The following is an 18,622-nucleotide window of genomic DNA, read 5'->3' as shown; positions in this document are numbered from 1 at the left end:
GCGGCGCGGGGCGGGTTCTACGCTGCTCGAATGAAGTTCGAGCACGGCCGGCGCCCGGGCGCCGCCGACGTGACGCTGGCGGTGGCCGTCGCCGCCGTCCTGCTGGCCGTCGTGCTGCCGGGCACCGACACCGGGCCGCTCGGCCAGGCCGCCGTCGTGGCCGGCTCGCTCGCCCTGGTCGCCTGGCGGTGGGCGCCGCTGCCCGCGCTCCTCGTCTCCGCCTGCGGCATGCTGCTCTACGCGACGCAGGCGCAGCCCACGCCGCCGACCGCGTTCCCGGTGCTGCTGTGCCTGTTCGCCACGATCCGGTCAGGCCACCGGGTGACGGGCATCGCGGTGAGCGCGGTGTTCCTGGCCGGGGCGCTGGCCGCCGGTCTGGCCGGCGACACCGGAAAGCCCGATCAGGAGATCATGCAGGACACCTCGCTGCTGGTCGGCTGGTTCGTCGCGGCGGGCGTGGCGGCGACCGTGAGCAAGCACCGGCAGGCGTTCCTGGAGCAGGCCGAGCAGCGGGCGGCCGAGGCCGAGCGCACCCGCGAGGAGGTGGCCCGCCGCCGCGCGGGCGAGGAGCGGCTGCGCATCGCCAGGGAGCTGCACGACTCGCTCACCCACAGCATCTCGGTCATCAAGGTCCAGGCCGGGGTGGCCATCCACCTGGCGCGCAAGCGCGGCGACGAGGTGCCCGCCGCGCTGCTGGCCATCCAGGAGGCCAGCGGTGACGCGATCCGCGAGTTGCGGGCGACGCTCGACGTGCTGCGCGAGTCCGGCGTCGAGCCGGCCGGCAGCGGCCTCGACCTGCTCGACGACCTGGTCGAGCGGGCCCGCCGCACCGGCCTGACCGCCACGGTGACGCTCACCGGCGAGCGGCGCGAGCTGCCGCCCGACGTCGACCGGGCCGCCTACCGGATCGTCCAGGAGGCGCTGACCAACGTGTCCAGGCACGCCGGCCGGGCCGCCGCGCTGGTCCGGGTCGACTACCGGCCGGGTGCGCTGATCGTCCAGGTCGACGACGACGGCTGCGCCGATCCGGACCGGGCGCCCGTCCCGGGCAACGGGCTGACCGGCATGCGCGAGCGCGTCACCGCGCTCGGCGGCAGCCTGCACGCCGCTCCCCGCCCCGAGGGCGGGTTCACCGTGCGGGCCGAGCTGCCGCTCGCCCGGGAGCTGGAGCGGGCGTCATGATCCGGGTCCTCATCGTCGACGACCAGGCGCTCATCCGGGGCGGCTTCCGCGCCCTGCTGGAGGCGGAGGACGACATCGAGGTCGTCGCCGAGGCGGTGCACGGCGAGCAGGCCGTCGCCCTCGCCCTGGAGCACCGGCCCGACGTGGCGCTGATCGACGTGCAGATGCCGGTGATGGACGGCATCGAGGCCACCCGCCGCATCGCCGCCGACGAGCGGCTGTCCGGCGTGCACGTGGTGATCCTCACCAACTACGGCGTCGACGAGTACGTCTACGACGCGCTGCGGGCCGGGGCCGCCGGGTTCCTGGTCAAGGACACCGAGCCCGATGACCTGCTCCAGGGCGTCCGGGTCGCGGCCAGGGGCGACGCGCTGCTGTCGCCGTCGATCACCCGCCGCCTGATCGGCGCGTTCATGGCCAACCGGCCCGAGCCGGAGCCCGTCGGCCTCGACACGCTGACCAACCGGGAGCGGGAGGTGACGGCGCTGGTGGCGCGCGGCCTGTCCAACGACGAGATCGCCGCCGAGATGGTGATCAGCCCGATGACCGCCAAGACCCACGTCAGCCGGGCCATGACCAAGCTGGGCGCCAGGGACCGGGCGCAGCTCGTCGTCTTCGCCTACGAGTCGGGGCTGGTGACCCCGCGCTCCGCGGTCACCTGACCGCGTCCCACCGCGGGCTCCGCTGCCGGATCGACCCCGGCTGATCTGCGCCGATCCCCCGTGCCCGGCGGCCTCGCTGAACTACACTCGCACCGGCCGGAACCCGTTTACGAGCCTAGGGCGCTCCTGCCCGCGGCCCCGAACGCCTGGGAGTCACGTGAGCAGCGGGCTAGTCGACGCACCGCCGACCCCGTCCACCACCCGGCCACGACGGCGCTGGCTGCGCCGGGTGATCGTGGCCGTGACGGCGCTCGTGCTGCTCGTGACCGGGGCGGCGGTCGCCGTCGCCGTGCGGCTGACCGGCAACGTGGAGCACACCGACGTGGCCGGCGACCTCGGCACCGCCCGCCCGGCCAAGGTCGCCGCGAGCGCGCTCAACGTGCTGATCGTCGGCTCCGACCAGCGTGACGGCCGCAACGCCCGCTACGGCCGCCGCATCACCGGCGAGCGCACCGACACGATCATGCTCGCCCACCTGTCGTCCGACCGCGAGAACGCGATGGTGATCAGCTTCCCGCGCGACTCGATGGTCCAGCTTCCCGCCTGCCGCGCCAAGGGCGGGCTGCCCGGCCAGCAGCCCCACGTCGGCATGATCAACGAATCGTTCAACTCGGGCGGCATCGGCTGCACCTGGAAGACGATCGAGTCGCTCACCGGCATCCACATCGACCACTTCGTCAAGGTCGACTTCAGCGGGTTCAAGGACATGGTCGACGCCGTCGGCGGCGTCGAGGTGTGCCTGCCGGAGCGGGTCGACGACGACAAGGCCATGCTCCACCTGCCCGCGGGCCGCCAGACGCTCGGCGGCGAGCAGGCGCTCGGCTACGTCCGGGCCCGCTACAGCTTCGGCGACGGCTCCGACATCGGCCGGATCCAGCGGCAGCAGATGTTCATCGCCTCGATGGCGAAGAAGGTGATGAGCGGCGAGACGCTCACCGACCCGGTCCGGCTGTTCGGCTTCCTCGACGCCGGCACGAAGGCCGTCACCACCGACCCCGGCCTGACGCCCGGCGTGATGAAGGACCTGGCGGAGAGCCTGCGCGGGCTCACCGCCGGGAAGATCCGGTTCATCACCACGCCGTGGCACTACTCGGTCAGCCAGCCGGGCCGGGTCGAATGGGTGCAGCCCCAGGCGAACCAGCTCTTCCGCATCGTGGCCAAGGACGCCGAGCTCACCGGCGTCCAGGGTGGCCAAGCCAAGATGCCGAGGTCGAAGGTCGCCGTGGAGCTGCGCAACGGCACCTACCGCACCGGTCTCGGGGCCCAGGTGGCAGCCGTGCTCGAACAGCGCGGCTATCACATCGTCAAGATCGCCGACACCGTACGGAAGCCGTACCGGAAGTCGATGATCCTTTACGGGCCCAACGGCGAGGCGCGGGTGCCGACACTGGCCAAGGACCTGCCGAGGAGCAGGCCGAGGCTGGTGCCGGCGGCCCGGACGGCGCGGCTGGTGCTGATCCTGGGCGACGACTGGCGCGGGCTCAAGCCGCTCGACCCGGCCGACGGCGAGGCGATCAAGGGGTTCGACGCCACGCACGACACCTGCGCCGGCTGACCCTTACTGCTTGCGCACGCAGGAGATCGTCTCCAGCTGCACGACCTTGGTGGGGCCCGCGTCGGCCTCGGTGCCGGCCTCGGTTGCGGGCCGGGCGGGGGCGAACTCCACCTCGGTCGCCGCCTCCGCGTCGAGCACGTCCGTCGGGACCGCGCCGGGTTCGTCCGCCTTGACCCAGTCCTGCCCGGCGGGCTCGGCGGGGATCGCGGGGACGGCCTTGGCGACCTCCAGCTCGACCGTCTTGCCGTCGGGCGTGGTGCAGGTGACCTGGTGGGGCACGTCGTCGGCGGCCAGGGCGGAGCCGCCCAGCCCGGCCAGTGCCAGCACCGCGACCGCGCCGAGCACCGCGAACCGTCGTCTGATCATGTGCTTCTCCTCTGTGGATGGGACGTTGCGGAGTTCAGGCTGGCGGGCCGTACCTGAAGCGGCCCTGAACGCGCCCTAAGTGATCTTCAGGTTGGCTTTAGGCGCGATGCGGCACGCTGGCCGGTGTGCGGGTGCTACTGGTGGAGGACGAGCGGCGGCTGGCCGAGCTGGTCAGGAACGGGCTGACCGGCGAGGGGTTCGCGGTCGACGTGGCCCACGACGGGCGCGACGGGCTGTGGATGGCCACGGAGAACGCCTACGACGTGATCGTGCTGGACGTGATGCTGCCCCGGCTCAACGGCTACGCGCTCTGCTCGCGGCTGCGCGAGGCCGGCGACTGGACCCCGATCATGATGCTCACCGCCAAGGACGGCGTCCACGACGAGGCCGAGGCGCTCGACAACGGCGCCGACGACTACCTGTCCAAGCCGTTCTCCTACGTGGTGCTGCTGGCCAGGCTGCGCGCGCTGGTGCGGCGCGGCGGCCGGGAGCGGCCCGTGTCGCTCACCGTGGGCGACCTGGTCGTCGACCCCGCCGGGCTGCGCTGCCGCCGCGGCGCGGCGGAGATCGCGCTGACGCCCAAGGAGTTCGCGGTGCTGCACGGGCTGGCCAGGCGGGCCGGTGAGGTGGTGTCCAAGAGCGAGCTGCTCGCCCAGGCGTGGGACTTCTCCTACGACGGCGACCCGAACATCGTCGAGGTGTACATCAGCGCGCTGCGCCGCAAGATCGACCAGCCGTTCGGCCGGTCCACCCTGGTCACGGTGCGCGGCGCCGGCTACCGGCTGGAGGCGGAGTGAACCTGTCGTCCGTGCGGGTGCGCGCCACGGCGGCGGCGACCCTGATCGTCGCGCTGGCGCTGGGCACCGCCGCGATCGCGCTGGTGGCGGTGCTGCGCGGCAGCCTGGAGGGCAGCGCCGGCGTGGAGGCGGCCAGGAAGGCGGCCGCCGTCGCCCCCGCGCTGGCCGTCGAGGCCGTGCCCGCCCTCCCGGCCGAGCCGCTGACGGTGGTCGACCCCGACGTGTGGGTCGGCGGCGAGGACTTACTCGGCACGTGGGCGCCCGCCGGCGAGTACGCGATCGCCCGGCTCCAGGTGCCGACCGCCGACGGCGACACCACCGTGTGGGGCAGGGCCTCGCTGGAAGGGGCCGAGCAGGCGCTGGCGACGCTCAACGGCGTGCTGCTGCCCGGCCTGCCCGCGCTGCTGGCCGTGGTCGCCGGGATGACGTGGTTCGCGGTCGGCCGGGTGCTGCGCCCGGTGGCGGCGATCCGCGCCAAGCTCGCCCACATCACCGCCCGCGACCTGTACGAACGGGTGCCGGTCCCGCGCTCGCGCGACGAGGTCGCCGCGCTGGCGGTCACCGTGAACGGGACCCTCGACCGGCTGGAGACGTCCGTCGAGACGCACAAGCGGTTCGTCGCCGACGCGGCGCACGAGCTGCGCAGCCCGATCGCCACCCTGCGCGCCCGGCTGGAGCTCGCCGAGCCCAGCGAGCTGACCGCCGAGGCCCTGGCCGACGTCGACCGCATCCAGGCCCTGGCCGCCGACCTGCTGCTGCTCGCCCGGCTCGACGCCGGGGAACCGCTGCCCGCCGCCGACGTCGACCTCGGCCAGGTGGCCGTGGAGGAGGCGCTGCGCGTCCGGCGCCGCCCCGGCGTCGAGCTCGACCTGGAGATCGAGCCCGACGTGGTGATCAGCGGCTCTGCCGGTCACCTCGCCCGGCTGGTCACCAACCTCGTCGACAACGCCGCCCGGCACGCCGGCTCCCGCGTCCGGGTCAGCGTCCGCGCCGACGGCGGCCGGGCCGTGCTCCAGGTGCGCGACGACGGTCCCGGCATCCCCGCCGAGCACCGGGAGGCGGTGTTCGACAGGTTCACCCGGCTGGACGAGGCGCGGGCCAGGGACGCGGGCGGCGCCGGCCTGGGCCTGGCCATCGCCCGCGACATCGCCACCCTGCACGGCGGCACCCTCACGGCCGGGGACGACGGGCTCACCGCCCGCTTCCCCCGGCCGCCGCGCTCATAGCGTCTGGTCGAGCTGCAGGAAGGCCCGCTCGATCACCTGCCGGGTCACCTGCTCGTCGTACGGGAACCGGTGGACGAGGTCGCGCAGCCCCTCCACGTGGGCCTGCCTGGCCAGCTCCGCCACCGCCGTCAGCTCGGCGTGCTGCCTCACCACGAAGTCGCGGTCCACGACCGCGCCGTGGCCCGGCACGTACACGAGCTCGCGCGTCTCCTCCAGCATGCGCGCGGTCGTGTCGGGCCAGTCGAGCGGGTACGAGTCGCCGAACGCGGGCGGCGCGCCCTCCTCCACCAGGTCACCGGCGAACACCACGCCCGCGTCGGGCACGTGCGCGACGATGTCGTTCGAGCTGTGGCCCAGCCCGAAATGCCGCAGATGGACCATCCGGCCGCCGATGTCGAGCGTCGCCGTCGAGGTGAACGTGTGATCCGGCGGCACGATCTCCACCTCCTCCACCTCGGCACGCCGCTCCTCGGGGACGAATCCGGCGACCTTGGCCCGCTGCTCCCGGCCGTCCCGCTCGATCTCCTCCGCGCACCTGACATGCCCCCAGATCTCCGCGGGCTGGAACAGGGCGTTGCCGAAATAGTGGTCGAAATGCGCGTGGCTGTTCACGACCGTCCACGGGCTGGTGGTGATCCGCCTGATGGCCTCGATCAGATCGGCGGCCTCCCGATGCGACATGCGGGTGTCGAACACCATGCAGTGCCCGTCCCCGACGACCAGCCCCACGTTCAGGTCGTACGACGCGTGCCGCCGGACATAGACCCGGTCGCCGACCTCTGTCCACTGCTCAAGTGCCGTCATGGCCCACGACCCTACTTAGGATCAGGACATGGCATTCGATATCCAGATCGTCATCGACTCCCAGGCCCCGCACCCGCTGGCCGACTGGTGGGCGGAGGCGCTCGGCTGGCAGGTGGAGCGGCAGGACGAGGCGTTCATCCGCAGCCTGATCGAGAAGGGCCACGCGACGGAGGACGACACCATGTTCCACCGCGGCAACCTGGTGTGGAAGGACGGCGCCGCCATCCGCCACCCCGGCGGGCTGGAGCGGGCCCCGCGCGTGCTGTTCCAGCTCGTGCCCGAGGCCAAGACGGTCAAGAACCGGGTGCACCTGGACGTCCGGGTGGGCGCCGACAACATCGACGCCGAGGTCGAGCGGCTGGTCGCCCACGGGGCCACCGTGCTTCACAAGGGCCGCCAGGGCCCCACCTGGTGGGTCACCATCGCCGACCCCGAGGGCAACGAGCTCTGCCTGGCCTGATCACGCCCGGAGGTAGGCCAGCACCGCCAGGACCCGGCGGTGCCCGTCGGCGGCGGGAGGCAGGTCGAGCTTGCTGAAGATGTTGGCGATGTGCTTGGCCACCGCCGCCTCCGTGACGACCAGCTCGCGGGCGATCGAGGCGTTGGCCCGCCCCTCCGCGATCAGCGCCAGCACCTCCAGCTCCCGGGGCGTCAGCCGCTCCAGCGGGTCACGCCGCCGCCGCAGCAACTGCCGCACCACCTCGGGGTCGACGACCGTCGCGCCCCCGGCCACCCTGACCAGCGCGTCGACGAACTCGCGCACCTCCCCCACCCGGTCCTTCAGCAGGTAGCCGATGCCCGCCCCGCCCCCGGAGTCGAGCAGCTCGGCCGCGTAGGTCTGCTCGACGTACTGGCTGAGTACGAGCACCGCCAGCTCGGGGCGCTCCGCCCGCAGCACCAGCGCCGCGCGCAGCCCCTCGTCGGCGAACCCAGGCGGCATCCGCACGTCCGTCACCACCGCGTCGGGCCGCAGCTCGCGCGCGGCCGCCACCAGCGCGTCGGCGTCGCCCACCGACGCGACCACCTCGTGCCCGAAGCGTTGCAGCAGCCCGGCCAGGCCCTCACGCAGCAGGACGGCGTCTTCGGCGATCACCACGCGCACGGGATCTCCACTCTGAGCAGGGTCGGCCCACCGGCCGGACTTCGCAAGGACAGTTTCCCGTCGACGACGGCCAGCCGGTCGGCCAGCCCCGTGAGGCCGCTCCCACGGGCCGGGTCGGCCCCGCCGCGCCCGTCGTCGTGCACCTCGACGACCAGCGTGCCGTCATGGACGTGCCCGGTGACGCGGGCCCGGGACGCGCCGCTGTGCTTGGCGACGTTGGCCAGCGCCTCGCTGATCACGTAGTAGGCCGTCACCTCGACCGCCTCCGCCGGCCTGCGGGGCAGCTCGATCGCCACCTCGACCGGCACCGGCGACCGGCCGGCCACGTCGTGCACCGCGGCCGCCAGCCCGCGCCCGGTCAGCACCTCCGGATGCACGCCCCGGATCAGCTCGCGCAGCTCGGCCAGCGCCCGCTTCGCCTCGTCCTGCGCCAGCCCCACCAGCCTGCCCACCGGAGAGTCTTCCGGCAGGTCGAGCCGGGCCATGCCCAGGCTCATCGACAGCGCCACCAGCCGCTGCTGCGCGCCGTCGTGCAGGTCACGCTCGATCCGCCGCCGCTCCAGCTCGAACGCGTCGACCAGCCGGGCGCGCGAGCGCAGCACCTCGGCGAGCTCGGTGTCGTACGGCGCCAGCATCGCCCGCGCCATCGCGCCCCGCCCGCCGGCCCACGCGGTCACCACGTACGCCGCCACCGGGACCAGCGCCACCCCAGCCACGCTCGCGGCCGCCCCCACCCCGGGCGCCACCAGCGGCTGGACCAGCGGCGTCAGGATCAGCAGCACCGGCCCGACCGCCGTCAGCAGGATCATCAGCAGGTCGATCCACCACAGGGCCAGCACCACGAACACGGCCAGCCCGAGCTCCCGCCCGCGCGCCACCGGCCCCAGCGCCCTGCCGTCCACCAGCCGCAGCCGCCGCCGCTCCAGCCATCCCACCAGCGGCAGCGCGGCCACCAGGAGCACCACCGCGCCGACCAGCCGCACCTCGACCGGCAGCACGTCACCCGTGATCCCGGCGAACAGCACGATCACGCCGGGCAGTTGCCCGGCCACCAGGTACGCCAGCGACCGCCACGGCCACGCCGACGTCAGGAAAGCCACCGGCCTCCTGCTGAGCGCCTCCAGCGCGGTCCTCGTCAACACCCTTGGACCGTATCGAGGAGCCGCAGGTCAGGGCAGTAGTCCTAGGTCTACCGTTCGATCGCTTGAGGTCTGCCCGCCGGGGTACTGCTCACTGATCGGCGACGCGATGGAGGTCACGGGTGGACGTGCCGTCCCTGGTGTGGTGGCTGACGGTCCTCGGGATCGTCGGCCTGCTGCTGTTCGACTTCTTCTTCCACGTACGCAAGGCGCACACCCCGACGTTGCGCGAGGCCGCGGTGTGGTCGGCGGCCTACGTGGGCGTCGCGCTGCTGTTCGGCGTCGGGGTGTGGCTGTTCGGCGGCGCCGACATGGGAGCCGAGTACTTCGCCGGGTACGTGACGGAGAAGGCGCTCTCGGTCGACAACCTGTTCGTCTTCCTCGTCATCATGTCGGGCTTCCGGGTGCCGCGCGCCGACCAGCAGAAGGTGCTGCTGTTCGGCATCACGTTCGCGCTGGTGGCGCGCACCGGGTTCATCTTCCTGGGCGCGGCGCTCATCAACACGTTCGCGTGGGCGTTCTACCTGTTCGGCCTCATCCTGCTCATCACCGCGGGCAACCTGCTCAAGCCGGAGAGCCAGGAAAGCCACTCGCCGGACAACCTGATGACCCGGCTGGCCCGCAGGCTCTTCCGCACCTCCGAGCACTACGACGGCGACCGGCTCACCACGGTCGTCGACGGCCACCGCGTGCTGACGCCCATGCTGCTCGTCATGATCGCGATCGCGGGCACGGACCTGCTGTTCGCGCTCGACTCCATCCCGGCGATCTTCGGCCTCACCCAGAACGTCTACCTGGTCTTCACCGCCACCGCGTTCTCGCTGCTGGGGCTGCGCCAGCTCTACTTCCTCATCGACGAGCTGCTGGACCGGCTCATCTACCTGTCCTTCGGCCTGGCGGCGGTGCTGGCGTTCATCGGCGTCAAGCTCGTCCTGCACGCGCTGCACGAGAACAACGTGCCGTTCATCAACGACGGCGAGCCCGTGCCCGTCACCGAGATCAGCACCGGCCTGTCCCTGTCGGTGATCATCGGCGTCCTCATCGTCACGATCGCCGCCTCGCTGCTCAGCACCCGGGGACGCGCCCAGAACATCGCCTCCTGCGCCCGGCGCTGCGCCACCGCCTACCTGGAGGACGACCTCGACCCCGCCGAGCGCGACGCCACCTACCGCAGGCTCGTCATCGAGGAGGAGCGGCTGCGCGGGCTCCCGGAGAAGTTCCGCGCCAAGCTGCGCGAGGACGAGCGGCTCATGTCACTGATCCGCCGCGCCCACGAGCGCCACGCCGCCCACGCCGGCCGCTGACCTCCTCACGACGGTCGCTCACCCCCTCACGGCGATCGCTCAGCGGACCACCTGGAGGAGGGCCTGGTCCTTGGCGGCGGCCGGCTCGGCGAGCCGCGGCACCTGGCGGCCCCTGGCGTCCAGGACGACCAGCGTGTTGGCCGTGCGGCCCGCGACGCGCACCGCCGCGTAGAAGACGACACCGGACACCGGGGCGGGCGCGCCCCGCCACACCCGGCTTTCAGCCCGGCAACCCGTCGACGAACCTGGTCAGCAGCCTGGCGAACTCCGTGCGCTCCGCCTCGCTCCAGCCCGCCATCGCGCCGGCGAACACCGCCTGGCGTGACCGGCGCGCCTCCTCGACCGCGGCCTGCCCGGCGTCGGTGAGCACGAGGACCGAACGGCGCCCGTCGGCCTGGTCGGCGCGGCGGCGCACCCAGCCGGCCTCGACCGCCGCGGCCACGAGCTTGCTGGCCCGGGGCTGGTCGACGCCGAGCGCCTGAGCCACGGTGCTCACGGTGGCGGGCCCGGCGCCGTCGATCGCGTCGAGGACGTCGAACGCCTGCCCCGTCACCCCGGCGAGCCGGGCCAGCGCCCGCCTCCTCTGCCTGCGCCGGATGGTCACCATGGCCTGCTCAACCCGTTCGACAGCGTCCATGCCACCATGATACATGTCATGAGACAAGTAAATGTCTTAGCACAAGGAGCCTCCCATGATGATCGGATCCCGGCTCAAGCGGCTGGACCAGCTGATCGAGGACACCTTCGAGCGCGCCTTCGCCGAGGCCGGGGTGAACCGCCGCCAGTGGCAGGCGCTCAACGTCATCAGCCGCGGCCCCACCAGCGCCGGCGAGCTCCACCAGGCGCTCAGGCCGTTCCGGGCGCCGGGCGACACCACCCCCGGCGTGCTCGCCCGGCTGACCGCCCGAGGCTGGATCGTCCGCGACGCCACCGGCACGCACACCCTGACCGCCGAAGGCCGCACCGCGCACGCCGCCATCGGCGAACGCGTCCAGGACATCCGCGCCCGGATGACCCGCGACATCACCCCCGAGGAGTACGCCAAACTCATGGACACACTCGGCCGAATGACGCACAACCTGGATCAGGGCACCATGGAGCGATGAACTGGACCGCACCTCAGCCCGATCGATCCGACCCCCCGCCCCTCGGCGACGAGCGCGTCCTCCTCGAGGCGTTCCTCGACCACCACCGGCACACCCTGCAGCTCAAATGCGCCGGACTCACCCCCGAACAGCTCGTCCGGCGCAGCGCCGAACCCTCGTCCATGTCGCTGCTCGGCCTGCTGCGCCACATGGCCGAGGTCGAACGCTCCTGGTTCCGGCGCAGGCTCGGCGGCGAGCAGCTCGACTTCCTCTACTGCGACCTGGACGACAACCCCGACGGCGACTTCGACGACACCGACCCGGCCCACGCCGAGGCCGACTACGCCACGTACCTGCGTGAGGTCGAGCTGGCCCGCGCCGCCGCCGCAGGCCGCGGCCTGGACGAGACCTTCCACCACAAGCACCGTGACCTGGAGATGAGCCTGCGCTGGGTGTTCCTGCACATGATCGAGGAGTACGCGCGGCACAACGGCCACGCGGACATCCTCCGCGAGCGCATCGACGGGGCGACCGGCGAGTGACTACACGCTCCTGATCTGGGCCGTCGCGGTCGCCGTCGCCACCGGCTCGCCATCGGGGCCGACCAGCTCCCCGGCCAGGAAGGCGATGTCGCGGCCCCGCTTGACCACCCGGCCGCGCCCCACCAGCCTGCCGGGGCGAGCCGGGCGCAGAAACTGCACATGAAGCTCCAGGGTCGGCGCGAACTGCCCCGCGGGCAACGTCGCGACCAGCGCCGGGCCCAGCGTGTCGTCCAGCATGGCCGCCAGGAAGCCGCCCTGGATCACGCCGACCGGGTTGGTGAACTGCTCACGCGCCGCGAACGCCACCTCGATCGTGCCCGCCTCCGGGTCCACCCCGACGAGCTCCCAGCCCAGGACCTCCGCGGCCGGCGGCGGCGGCACGGCGCCGGCCATGACGTCCCAGAACATCCCTCTCTCCATCCCCCCATTGAACAGCCCCCCACCGACAGTCCCCCGCCGCCCGGGCCACCCCCTGCGGGGGCCCAGCGGCACCGACGCGGGGGGCCACGAGGGTCGGACCAGCGGAAGGCGGGGCAGCGGCGCCGCGCGGGGTTCCCGCGCCAGCGGAAGGCGGAGCAGCAGTGCCGCGCGCGGCGGGCTCAGCGGAAGGCGGGGGCTCAGGGCCGCGCGGGGTTCCCGTTCCGGGATCAGCGGAAGGCGGGGGCGTTGCGGTGGGCCCAGGCGGCGTAGGTGCCGGGGGTGCGGCCGAGGACCTGGGCGACGTCCGGGCTGACGCGCCGCTCGTCGGCGGTGGGCTCGCCGAGGATGTTCAGCGTGCCCTCGACGATGGGCGCGGGCATGAACGTCAGCATCCGCTCCCGTGCCTGCTCCCGCGACAGTTCCTGGTACGTGACCCGCTCGCCCAGCGCGTCACCGATGGCCGCGGCCATCTGGCGCGGGGTGATCGGCTCGGGCCCGGTGAGCACGTAGGTCCGGCCGTGGTGCCCGGGTTCGCGCAGGGCGGCGGCGGCGACCGCGGCGATGTCGTCGGGGTCGACGGCCGGCAGCCCCACGTCGCCGAACGGCGCGAACACCGTGCGCCCGTTCCGCACCGATTCGGCCCAGGCCAGGGTGTTGGTGGCGAAGTTGCCCGGCCGCAGGATCGTCCATTCGAGCCCGGATTCGCGTACCTGGTTCTCGTCCTCCAGGGCGCGACGCCCGTGGCCGCCGGAGTCCGGTCGCGTGCCGGCGGACTGCGACGACACCAGGACGATCCGGCGCACCCCGGCGGCCTTGGCGGCGTGTACGGCGTGGCGCACGGTGTCGCCGGTGGCCGCGAGCGCCCCGGTGAGCAGCAGGAACAGCGCGTCGGCCGACTCCAGCGCGGGCCGCAGGCTGTCGGGGTCGGCCAGGTCGGCGGCGACGGCCCGCGCGGGCGACGCCCCGCCGCCGACGGGCTGGGGCAGGTCCGCGGGGGTGATGTGCCGGGAGACGGCGGTGACCTGCTCGCCGGCTTCGACCAGCAGCCGGACCAGCGTGCGCCCGATGTTCCCGGTGGCTCCGGTGACAACGATCATGATGAAGCCCCTTTTCGAGTGAGTTAGTTGGCTGACTTACTGAGAAGAGACCGTAGCACAAGGACCGCCTATAGTGAGTCAGGTGACTGACTCGAAAGTTTCCCGGGCAAGGGCCGCCTCCGCCAAACGGCAACGGCTGATGGCCGCCGCCGCCCGGGTCGTGCACGAGCAGGGGGCCGAGCGCACCACCATCGCGGACATCGCCCGCGCCGCCGACGTCCCGGTGGGCAACGTGTACTACTACTTCAAGACCAAGGACGAGCTGGTCGCCGCCGCGCTCTCCGAGCACGCCCGCCGCTTGCAGGAGCTCACCGGCGAGCTGGACCGCCTGCCCGACCCGCGCGCCCGGCTGACGGGGCTCATCGAGGCGTGGGTGAGCCAGAGCGACGTCGCCGCCCGCTACGGCTGCCCGACCGGCACCCTGGCCGTCGAGCTCGACAAACGCGACGAAGGCGGCCTGGACGCGGAGGCGGGCCGGGTCATCCGGCTGCTGCTCGACTGGGCCGAACGCCAGTTCCGCGAGCTCGGCCTGCCCGACCCCGGCGGGCTCGCCCTCACCCTGGTGGGCGCGTACCAGGGCATGTCACTCCTGGCCAACGCCCTGCGCGACCCCGGCGTGATGACCAGCCAGGGCGCCCGCCTGACCGCCTGGCTGACCGCGCTGCCGGACGGCCAGGAGCTCAGCTCCCTCCCGAACGGCCAAGGGTGAGCCCGCCGCCAAACCGGCGCAACCCGGAGCGAACCACCCCGCCGGACGGCCGGTCGGCGTCCGGGTCGGCGCTCCGGTCGGCCAGGTCTAGACCCAGGGTGGCCCGACAATAGACCCAGGTCGCTAAGGGCATCGCGGCGAAGTTCCTAGGCTGGGTCCCGTGAACGACAGCCCCCAGCACCAGCTCCCCCTCGACCGGTGGGGCAGCATGGTGCGCTATCTCGCGGCGCTGGGTCCCATGCTGTTCTTCGCCGTGGTCTGGGCCTGGGTCGCCGCCCACGACCTCGACAAGCTGCCGCGCGCCGTGTTCGACGTGTCGCTGGGGGTCCTCGGGCTGGTGCTCATGCGCTGGCGGCGGCGGTGGCCCTGGCAGATCGCCGCCGCGACCGCGCTGCTGACCGCCTTCTCGAGCTCGGCGAGCGGCCCCGCCAACGTGGCGTACGTGTCCCTGTGCACCCACCGCCGGTGGCGCGAGATCGTGCCCGTCGCCGCGCTGTCCTGGAGCAGCGCGACGCTCTACGCGTTCGCGGGCGGCGTGAGCCAGCAGAGCATGATCAGCTTCGTCACCAGCACCACGATTCTCGCCGGGCTGACCGTCTTCGGCCTCTACCTGCGCTCGGAGCGTGACGCCCTGCTGGCGGAGGAGCGGGCGGAGCGGCAGCGCGTCGAGCAGGCCAGGTTCGCCGAGCGCACCAAGATCGCCCAGGAGATGCACGACGCGCTGGCCCACCGCATGTCCCTGCTGGCGATGCTCGCCGGCGGGCTGGCCTACCGGGTCGACCTGGGCCCGGAGCAGACCCGCGAAACCGCGCTGGCCATCCAGGAGAACGCCCACCAGTCGCTCAACGAGCTGCGCACCGTGCTCGGCACCCTCCGCTCCGACGGTGAGCTGGCGGCGCCGCAGCCGACCATCGCCGACCTGGACGCGCTGTTCCACGAGGTGCGGTCCGCCGGTCAGAAGGTGCTCGTCACCGACACGATCGAGCAGCGCGACCGGCTGCCCACCCAGACCGGGCGCAACGCGTACCGGATCGTCCAGGAGGCCCTCACCAACGCCCGCAAGCACGCGCCGGGCAGCAGCGTCAGGGTGGAGCTCGACGGGCGGCCGGGCGACGTGCTGCGCATCGACGTGACCAACGCGACCCCTTACGGGCCGTCGTCCGCGCCGGGCGGCAGGCTGGGGCTGGTCGGCGTGGCCGAACGGGCGCGGATGGCGGGCGGCACGATCACCCACGCCCACCAGGACGGGCGATTCGTCCTCTCTGTCCGGCTGCCGTGGGAGGCTTGACGTCGTGACACGCGTGCTGATCGTCGACGACGACCCGATGGTACGCACCGGACTGCGTCTCATCCTGGGCGGCGAGCCCGACCTGGAGATCGTCGGCGAGGCGGGCGACGGGCGCGAGGCCGTGACCCTGGTGCGCGCCGAACGGCCCGACGTGGTGCTGATGGACATCCGCATGCCCGGCCAGGACGGCCTGGTCACCACCGAGCAGCTGACGTCGCGGCCGGACGCGCCGCGCATCCTCGTGCTGACCGCCTTCGACGCCGACGACATGGTGCTGCGCGCGCTGCGCCTCGGCGCGGCCGGGTTCCTGCTCAAGGACACGCCGCCGGCCAAGATGGTGGAGGCCGTCCGCACGGTCGCGGCCGGCGAGCCGGTGCTGTCGCCCAGCGTCACCTATCAGGTGATCGCCGCGGCCACCGGCGGCCACGCGCCCGGCCGGGACGAGGCACGGCGCGAGCTGGCCAGGCTGACCGACCGCGAGCTGGAGGTCGCGGTCGAGGTGGCCCGGGGCAGCTCCAACGCCGAGATCGGGCAGCGCCTGTCCATGAGCGTCGCCACGGTCAAGGCCAACGTCACCCGCATCTTCGCCAAGCTCGGCACCGACAACCGGGTCCAGGTCGCCATGAAGATCCGCGACGCAGGCCACCTCTGACACGCCCCCTCGACCCCGGCTCCACTGACGAACCACCCCACAGGGCCGACCCGGAAGAGGCCGCCCCAGAAGGGACCGGACCGCCCTGGAAGGGGCCGCGCCCATCGGGAGTCGCGCCCGCCGGGGGTCGCGCCCGGAAAGACCGACCCGGAAGGGGATTCGGAAAGGGCCGACCCCGCCGGGGTCACCAGGTGAGGTGGAGGGCTTCGGGGGAGCGGTGGATGAGGGTGGGCGCCATGGTGACCTCATCACGGGCCAGCCGCAGCCCGGGGAACTCGCGCATCAGGATCTCCAGCGTGATCCGCACCTGCTCCTTGGCGAGCTGGGAGCCGGGGCAGCCGTGCGGGCCGTGCCCGAACGACAGGCTGCGCAGCGGGGCGCGCCCGATGTCGAACACGTCGGGCCGCGTGGCGGGGTCGGCGTCGCGGCCGGCGGAGGCGTACGAGACGAAGAGCACGTCGTCCTTGCGCAGCTCGGTGCCGGCCAGCGTCACGGGCCCGGTGACCGTGCGGCGGAAGCCCTGGACGGGCGCCTCGAACCGGGCCGCCTCCTCGATGGCGACCGGCACGAGCTCGGGCCGTTCGCACAGCAGCTCCCACTGGCGGCGGTCGCGCAGCAGGTGCAGCACGACGGAGCCGAGCAGGGCCGTGGTGGTGAGGTGGCCGGCGAGCAGCAGGTTCTGGAGGTTGGAGACGATCTCCTTGCGCTGGTCGAGGGTCAGGTCGCCGGTGCCGGGCGCGAGTTCCCTGACCATCTCGGTGCAGACGTCGTCACGCGGGTCGCGCCGCCGGGCCCGCGCGTAGCCGTCGAGGAGCCGCTGCAGGGTCACGATCTCCTTGGCGCACTCGACCTGCCCGGCGTCGTCCAGCTCCGTGAACAGCAGCTCCTCCGCCCGCTCCGCGCCCCGGACGGCGCCCGGCGTGTCGGCCGGGTCGAGGCCGATGACGTGCCCGATGACGGAGGCGGGTAGCGGCTTGGCGTACGCCTGCATCCATTCGACCTGGCCGTCACCGGCGAAGGAGGCGACCAGTTCCTCGGCCCGCTCGGTCATGTACGGCAGCGCGGCGGCGACGCGGGCGGGGGACAGCCCTCTGGTGAGCGGCCGGCGCAGCCGCCGGTGCTCCGCCCCGTCGGCGCCGAGCACGGCCTGCACGCCGCCGACGCCCTTGACCAGCTCCGAGAGCGCGGCCTTGCCGGGCAGGTAGTCGGGGCGCAGCGCACCCGCCGACGAGAAGAGCTCGGGCTTGCCGAGCACTTCGCGGACGTCCTCGCGCCGGGCGACCAGCCAGGCGTTCAGCTCCGGCACGAACGTGAGCCCGCGGTTGCGGCGGGCCTCGGCGTAGGTCGGGTACGGGTCGCGGTAGAGATCCACTCGCCCATGGTCGCGGCTGCCGCTGACCCGGACAAGTGCTGGTTTCACCCGGGATGTGTCAGATCCAGGACGCCGACGGTCTGGCCTCCGCTCTCCTCACCGGTGAGCTCGAACCCGAGCCTGCGGTAGAAGCCCTCGGGTCCCCCGTCCTCCGGTTCCCAGGTCACGTACATGTGGGTGCTACCGCGCCGCCTGAGCTCGGCGGCCACCGTGGCGACGGCGAAGCTGCCGACGCCGCGCCCCTGCGCCTCGGGGACGACGTTGAGGCGCCACAGGCCGGACCGGAAGTCGACGCCCTTGCCGTCCCAGTCGATGTCGATGAAGGCCATGAGGAAGCCGACGGGCTGGTCGCCGTCGAGGATGAGGCGCGGCCAGGCGACGTCCGGCTGGACGTACGCCTCGGCCAGCGACTTGGCCACCGGCGAGACGAAGCGCTCCTGGTCGGGGCGGACCTTCACGGTCAGCGCCGTGTCGATGTTGGCGGGGGTGATACGTACGGCTCGAAGATCTTTCGTCATGTGCTGAACGATATGCCTGGTGGTTGGATGGGGAGCATGCGCTATGGCATCGACGTCGCGATCCTCGGTGAGCTCGCGGAGCCGTCGCGGCTGGTCGCGCTGGCCCGCGAGGCCGAGGCCGCCGGCTGGGAGGCCGTGCTGGTGTGGGATCACCTGGCCTTCGCCTGGGGCATGCCGTCGGCCGACCCGTGGGTGGCGCTCTCGGCCGCGGCCGCGGCGACGTCCCGCGTCAGGCTGGGCACGGCGGTGACGGCCGTCGCCCGGCACCGGCCGGAGGTGCTGGCGCACACGGTGGCGACGTTCGACCGGCTGAGCGGCGGGCGGGCGATCCTGGGCGCCGGGCTTGGCGGGGTCGCCGGCGAGTTCACCGCCTTCGGCGCGCCCCGGCCCGGCGGGGCGGTGCTGGACGAGGCGCTCGGCGTGATCTCCGCGCTCTGGTCCGGCGACGAGGTGCGTCACCGGGGCGCCCGCTACACGGTCGACGGCGTACGGCTGGCGCCCCTGCCGGTGCAGCGGCCCCGGGTGCCGGTGTGGATCGGCGGCACGGCGCCGGCCGCCCTGCGCCGGGCGGCCCGCTGGGACGGCTGGGTCGTGGCGGGCGACGACGAGGAGGGCCGCATGACGCTGTCCCCCGCCGAGCTGGCCGTCCAGGTCGCCGAGCTCCGCCGCCACCGCGTGGCGGAGGGGCCGTTCGACGTGGCGCTCATCGGCGTCAGCGAGCCGGGCGCCTCGGTGACGCCCTACGCCGACGCGGGCGCGACCTAGTGGCTGGAGCACCTGCACGGCCGCCGCGGCGACTTCG

23 protein-coding genes are annotated in these 18,622 nt (G+C 73.3%); 13 read left to right on the top strand and 10 right to left on the bottom strand.

Going from position 1 to position 18,622, the window contains the following annotated elements:
- Positions 1-30 precede the first annotated feature (30 nt).
- The 3 genes from ACWDXC_RS27755 to ACWDXC_RS27745 all read left to right on the top strand — a co-directional run bounded on the left by ACWDXC_RS27755 (position 31) and on the right by ACWDXC_RS27745 (position 3,399).
- Positions 31-1,182, top strand: a complete 1,152-nt coding sequence (locus ACWDXC_RS27755; RefSeq protein WP_449986540.1) for a sensor histidine kinase — start codon at positions 31-33, stop codon at positions 1,180-1,182.
- On the top strand, positions 1,179-1,844 hold the full coding sequence (locus ACWDXC_RS27750) for a response regulator (RefSeq protein WP_449986538.1): 666 nt from the start codon (positions 1,179-1,181) through the stop codon (positions 1,842-1,844). Before ACWDXC_RS27755 ends, ACWDXC_RS27750 begins: the two co-directional genes overlap by 4 nt.
- Before the next feature lie 157 nt (positions 1,845-2,001).
- Positions 2,002-3,399, top strand: coding sequence for an LCP family protein (locus tag ACWDXC_RS27745; protein WP_219504210.1), 1,398 nt, complete (start codon positions 2,002-2,004; stop codon positions 3,397-3,399).
- Positions 3,400-3,402: 3 nt separating this feature from the next.
- Here the strand turns inward: ACWDXC_RS27745 and ACWDXC_RS27740 are convergent, their stop codons facing one another.
- Positions 3,403-3,765, bottom strand: a complete 363-nt coding sequence (locus ACWDXC_RS27740; RefSeq protein WP_449986536.1) for a hypothetical protein — start codon at positions 3,763-3,765, stop codon at positions 3,403-3,405.
- A gap of 125 nt (positions 3,766-3,890) precedes the next feature.
- On the opposite strand from ACWDXC_RS27740, the gene ACWDXC_RS27735 reads away from it, so the two are divergent.
- The gene (locus ACWDXC_RS27735) at positions 3,891-4,562 is read left to right on the top strand and encodes a response regulator transcription factor (RefSeq protein WP_364183136.1); all 672 of its coding nucleotides are present in this window, start codon (positions 3,891-3,893) and stop codon (positions 4,560-4,562) included.
- On the top strand, positions 4,559-5,788 hold the full coding sequence (locus ACWDXC_RS27730; RefSeq protein ID WP_449986534.1) for a sensor histidine kinase: 1,230 nt from the start codon (positions 4,559-4,561) through the stop codon (positions 5,786-5,788). Before ACWDXC_RS27735 ends, ACWDXC_RS27730 begins: the two co-directional genes overlap by 4 nt.
- Here the strand turns inward: ACWDXC_RS27730 and ACWDXC_RS27725 are convergent.
- Positions 5,783-6,592, bottom strand: a complete 810-nt coding sequence (locus ACWDXC_RS27725; RefSeq protein ID WP_219504220.1) for an MBL fold metallo-hydrolase — start codon at positions 6,590-6,592, stop codon at positions 5,783-5,785. The genes ACWDXC_RS27730 and ACWDXC_RS27725 overlap by 6 nt on opposite strands.
- Before the next feature lie 28 nt (positions 6,593-6,620).
- Here ACWDXC_RS27725 and ACWDXC_RS27720 point away from each other — a divergent pair, with 28 nt between their 5' ends.
- Positions 6,621-7,052 (top strand): VOC family protein, encoded by a 432-nt coding sequence (locus tag ACWDXC_RS27720; protein ID WP_219504222.1) that lies wholly within the window; start codon positions 6,621-6,623, stop codon positions 7,050-7,052.
- Here the strand turns inward: ACWDXC_RS27720 and ACWDXC_RS27715 are convergent, their stop codons facing one another.
- Together ACWDXC_RS27715 and ACWDXC_RS27710 are read right to left on the bottom strand one after the other, a co-directional pair.
- Entirely contained in the window at positions 7,053-7,694 is a 642-nt protein-coding gene (locus ACWDXC_RS27715; RefSeq protein WP_364183128.1) for a response regulator transcription factor, read from the bottom strand.
- Entirely contained in the window at positions 7,682-8,836 is a 1,155-nt protein-coding gene (locus ACWDXC_RS27710) for a sensor histidine kinase (RefSeq protein WP_449986531.1), read from the bottom strand. The genes ACWDXC_RS27715 and ACWDXC_RS27710 overlap by 13 nt, the downstream gene beginning before the upstream one ends.
- Positions 8,837-8,955: 119 nt before the next feature.
- Here ACWDXC_RS27710 and ACWDXC_RS27705 point away from each other — a divergent pair, with 119 nt between their 5' ends.
- Positions 8,956-10,137, top strand: a complete 1,182-nt coding sequence (locus ACWDXC_RS27705; protein WP_449986530.1) for a TerC family protein — start codon at positions 8,956-8,958, stop codon at positions 10,135-10,137.
- Between the two features lie 39 nt (positions 10,138-10,176).
- On the opposite strand, the gene ACWDXC_RS27700 is transcribed toward ACWDXC_RS27705, so the two are convergent.
- Positions 10,177-10,326, bottom strand: a complete 150-nt coding sequence (locus ACWDXC_RS27700) for a hypothetical protein (protein WP_449986529.1) — start codon at positions 10,324-10,326, stop codon at positions 10,177-10,179.
- 31 nt (positions 10,327-10,357) lie between these two features.
- Positions 10,358-10,774 carry a MarR family winged helix-turn-helix transcriptional regulator gene (locus ACWDXC_RS27695; RefSeq protein WP_219504231.1) on the bottom strand — a complete coding sequence of 139 codons (417 nt, stop codon included), beginning with the start codon at positions 10,772-10,774 and terminating at the stop codon, positions 10,358-10,360.
- 55 nt (positions 10,775-10,829) lie between these two features.
- Between ACWDXC_RS27695 and ACWDXC_RS27690 the strand changes: the two genes are divergently transcribed.
- The gene (locus tag ACWDXC_RS27690) at positions 10,830-11,243 is read left to right on the top strand and encodes a MarR family winged helix-turn-helix transcriptional regulator (RefSeq protein ID WP_449986528.1); all 414 of its coding nucleotides are present in this window, start codon (positions 10,830-10,832) and stop codon (positions 11,241-11,243) included.
- Entirely contained in the window at positions 11,240-11,764 is a 525-nt protein-coding gene (locus ACWDXC_RS27685; protein WP_219504235.1) for a DinB family protein, read from the top strand. Before ACWDXC_RS27690 ends, ACWDXC_RS27685 begins: the two co-directional genes overlap by 4 nt.
- Here the strand turns inward: ACWDXC_RS27685 and ACWDXC_RS27680 are convergent, their stop codons facing one another.
- Complete coding sequence (locus tag ACWDXC_RS27680; protein ID WP_246644558.1) at positions 11,765-12,172, bottom strand: PaaI family thioesterase; 408 nt, start codon at positions 12,170-12,172, stop codon at positions 11,765-11,767.
- Positions 12,173-12,411: 239 nt separating this feature from the next.
- Positions 12,412-13,281: an SDR family oxidoreductase gene (locus ACWDXC_RS27675; protein WP_449986527.1), complete on the bottom strand. Its 870-nt coding sequence runs from the start codon at positions 13,279-13,281 to the stop codon at positions 12,412-12,414.
- Positions 13,282-13,363: 82 nt separating this feature from the next.
- On the opposite strand from ACWDXC_RS27675, the gene ACWDXC_RS27670 reads away from it, so the two are divergent.
- The 3 genes from ACWDXC_RS27670 (at position 13,364) to ACWDXC_RS27660 (ending at position 15,930) form a co-directional block, all read left to right on the top strand.
- Complete coding sequence (locus ACWDXC_RS27670; RefSeq protein WP_449986525.1) at positions 13,364-13,990, top strand: TetR/AcrR family transcriptional regulator; 627 nt, start codon at positions 13,364-13,366, stop codon at positions 13,988-13,990.
- Between the two features lie 160 nt (positions 13,991-14,150).
- Positions 14,151-15,278: a sensor histidine kinase gene (locus ACWDXC_RS27665; protein WP_449986523.1), complete on the top strand. Its 1,128-nt coding sequence runs from the start codon at positions 14,151-14,153 to the stop codon at positions 15,276-15,278.
- 4 nt (positions 15,279-15,282) lie between these two features.
- Complete coding sequence (locus ACWDXC_RS27660) at positions 15,283-15,930, top strand: response regulator transcription factor (RefSeq protein ID WP_364183109.1); 648 nt, start codon at positions 15,283-15,285, stop codon at positions 15,928-15,930.
- A gap of 184 nt (positions 15,931-16,114) precedes the next feature.
- On the opposite strand, the gene ACWDXC_RS27655 is transcribed toward ACWDXC_RS27660, so the two are convergent.
- Positions 16,115-17,302 (bottom strand): cytochrome P450, encoded by a 1,188-nt coding sequence (locus ACWDXC_RS27655; protein ID WP_449986521.1) that lies wholly within the window; start codon positions 17,300-17,302, stop codon positions 16,115-16,117.
- 44 nt (positions 17,303-17,346) lie between these two features.
- The gene (locus ACWDXC_RS27650; protein ID WP_449986519.1) at positions 17,347-17,820 is read right to left on the bottom strand and encodes a GNAT family N-acetyltransferase; all 474 of its coding nucleotides are present in this window, start codon (positions 17,818-17,820) and stop codon (positions 17,347-17,349) included.
- Between the two features lie 36 nt (positions 17,821-17,856).
- Here ACWDXC_RS27650 and ACWDXC_RS27645 point away from each other — a divergent pair, with 36 nt between their 5' ends.
- Positions 17,857-18,585 carry an LLM class flavin-dependent oxidoreductase gene (locus ACWDXC_RS27645; RefSeq protein WP_449986517.1) on the top strand — a complete coding sequence of 243 codons (729 nt, stop codon included), beginning with the start codon at positions 17,857-17,859 and terminating at the stop codon, positions 18,583-18,585.
- Positions 18,586-18,622 lie beyond the last annotated feature (37 nt).

This window comes from Nonomuraea sp. NPDC003214 (assembly GCF_053590035.1).
Note: the sequence above shows the minus strand (reverse complement) of the source record. Positions and strands in the feature narration are given on the sequence as shown.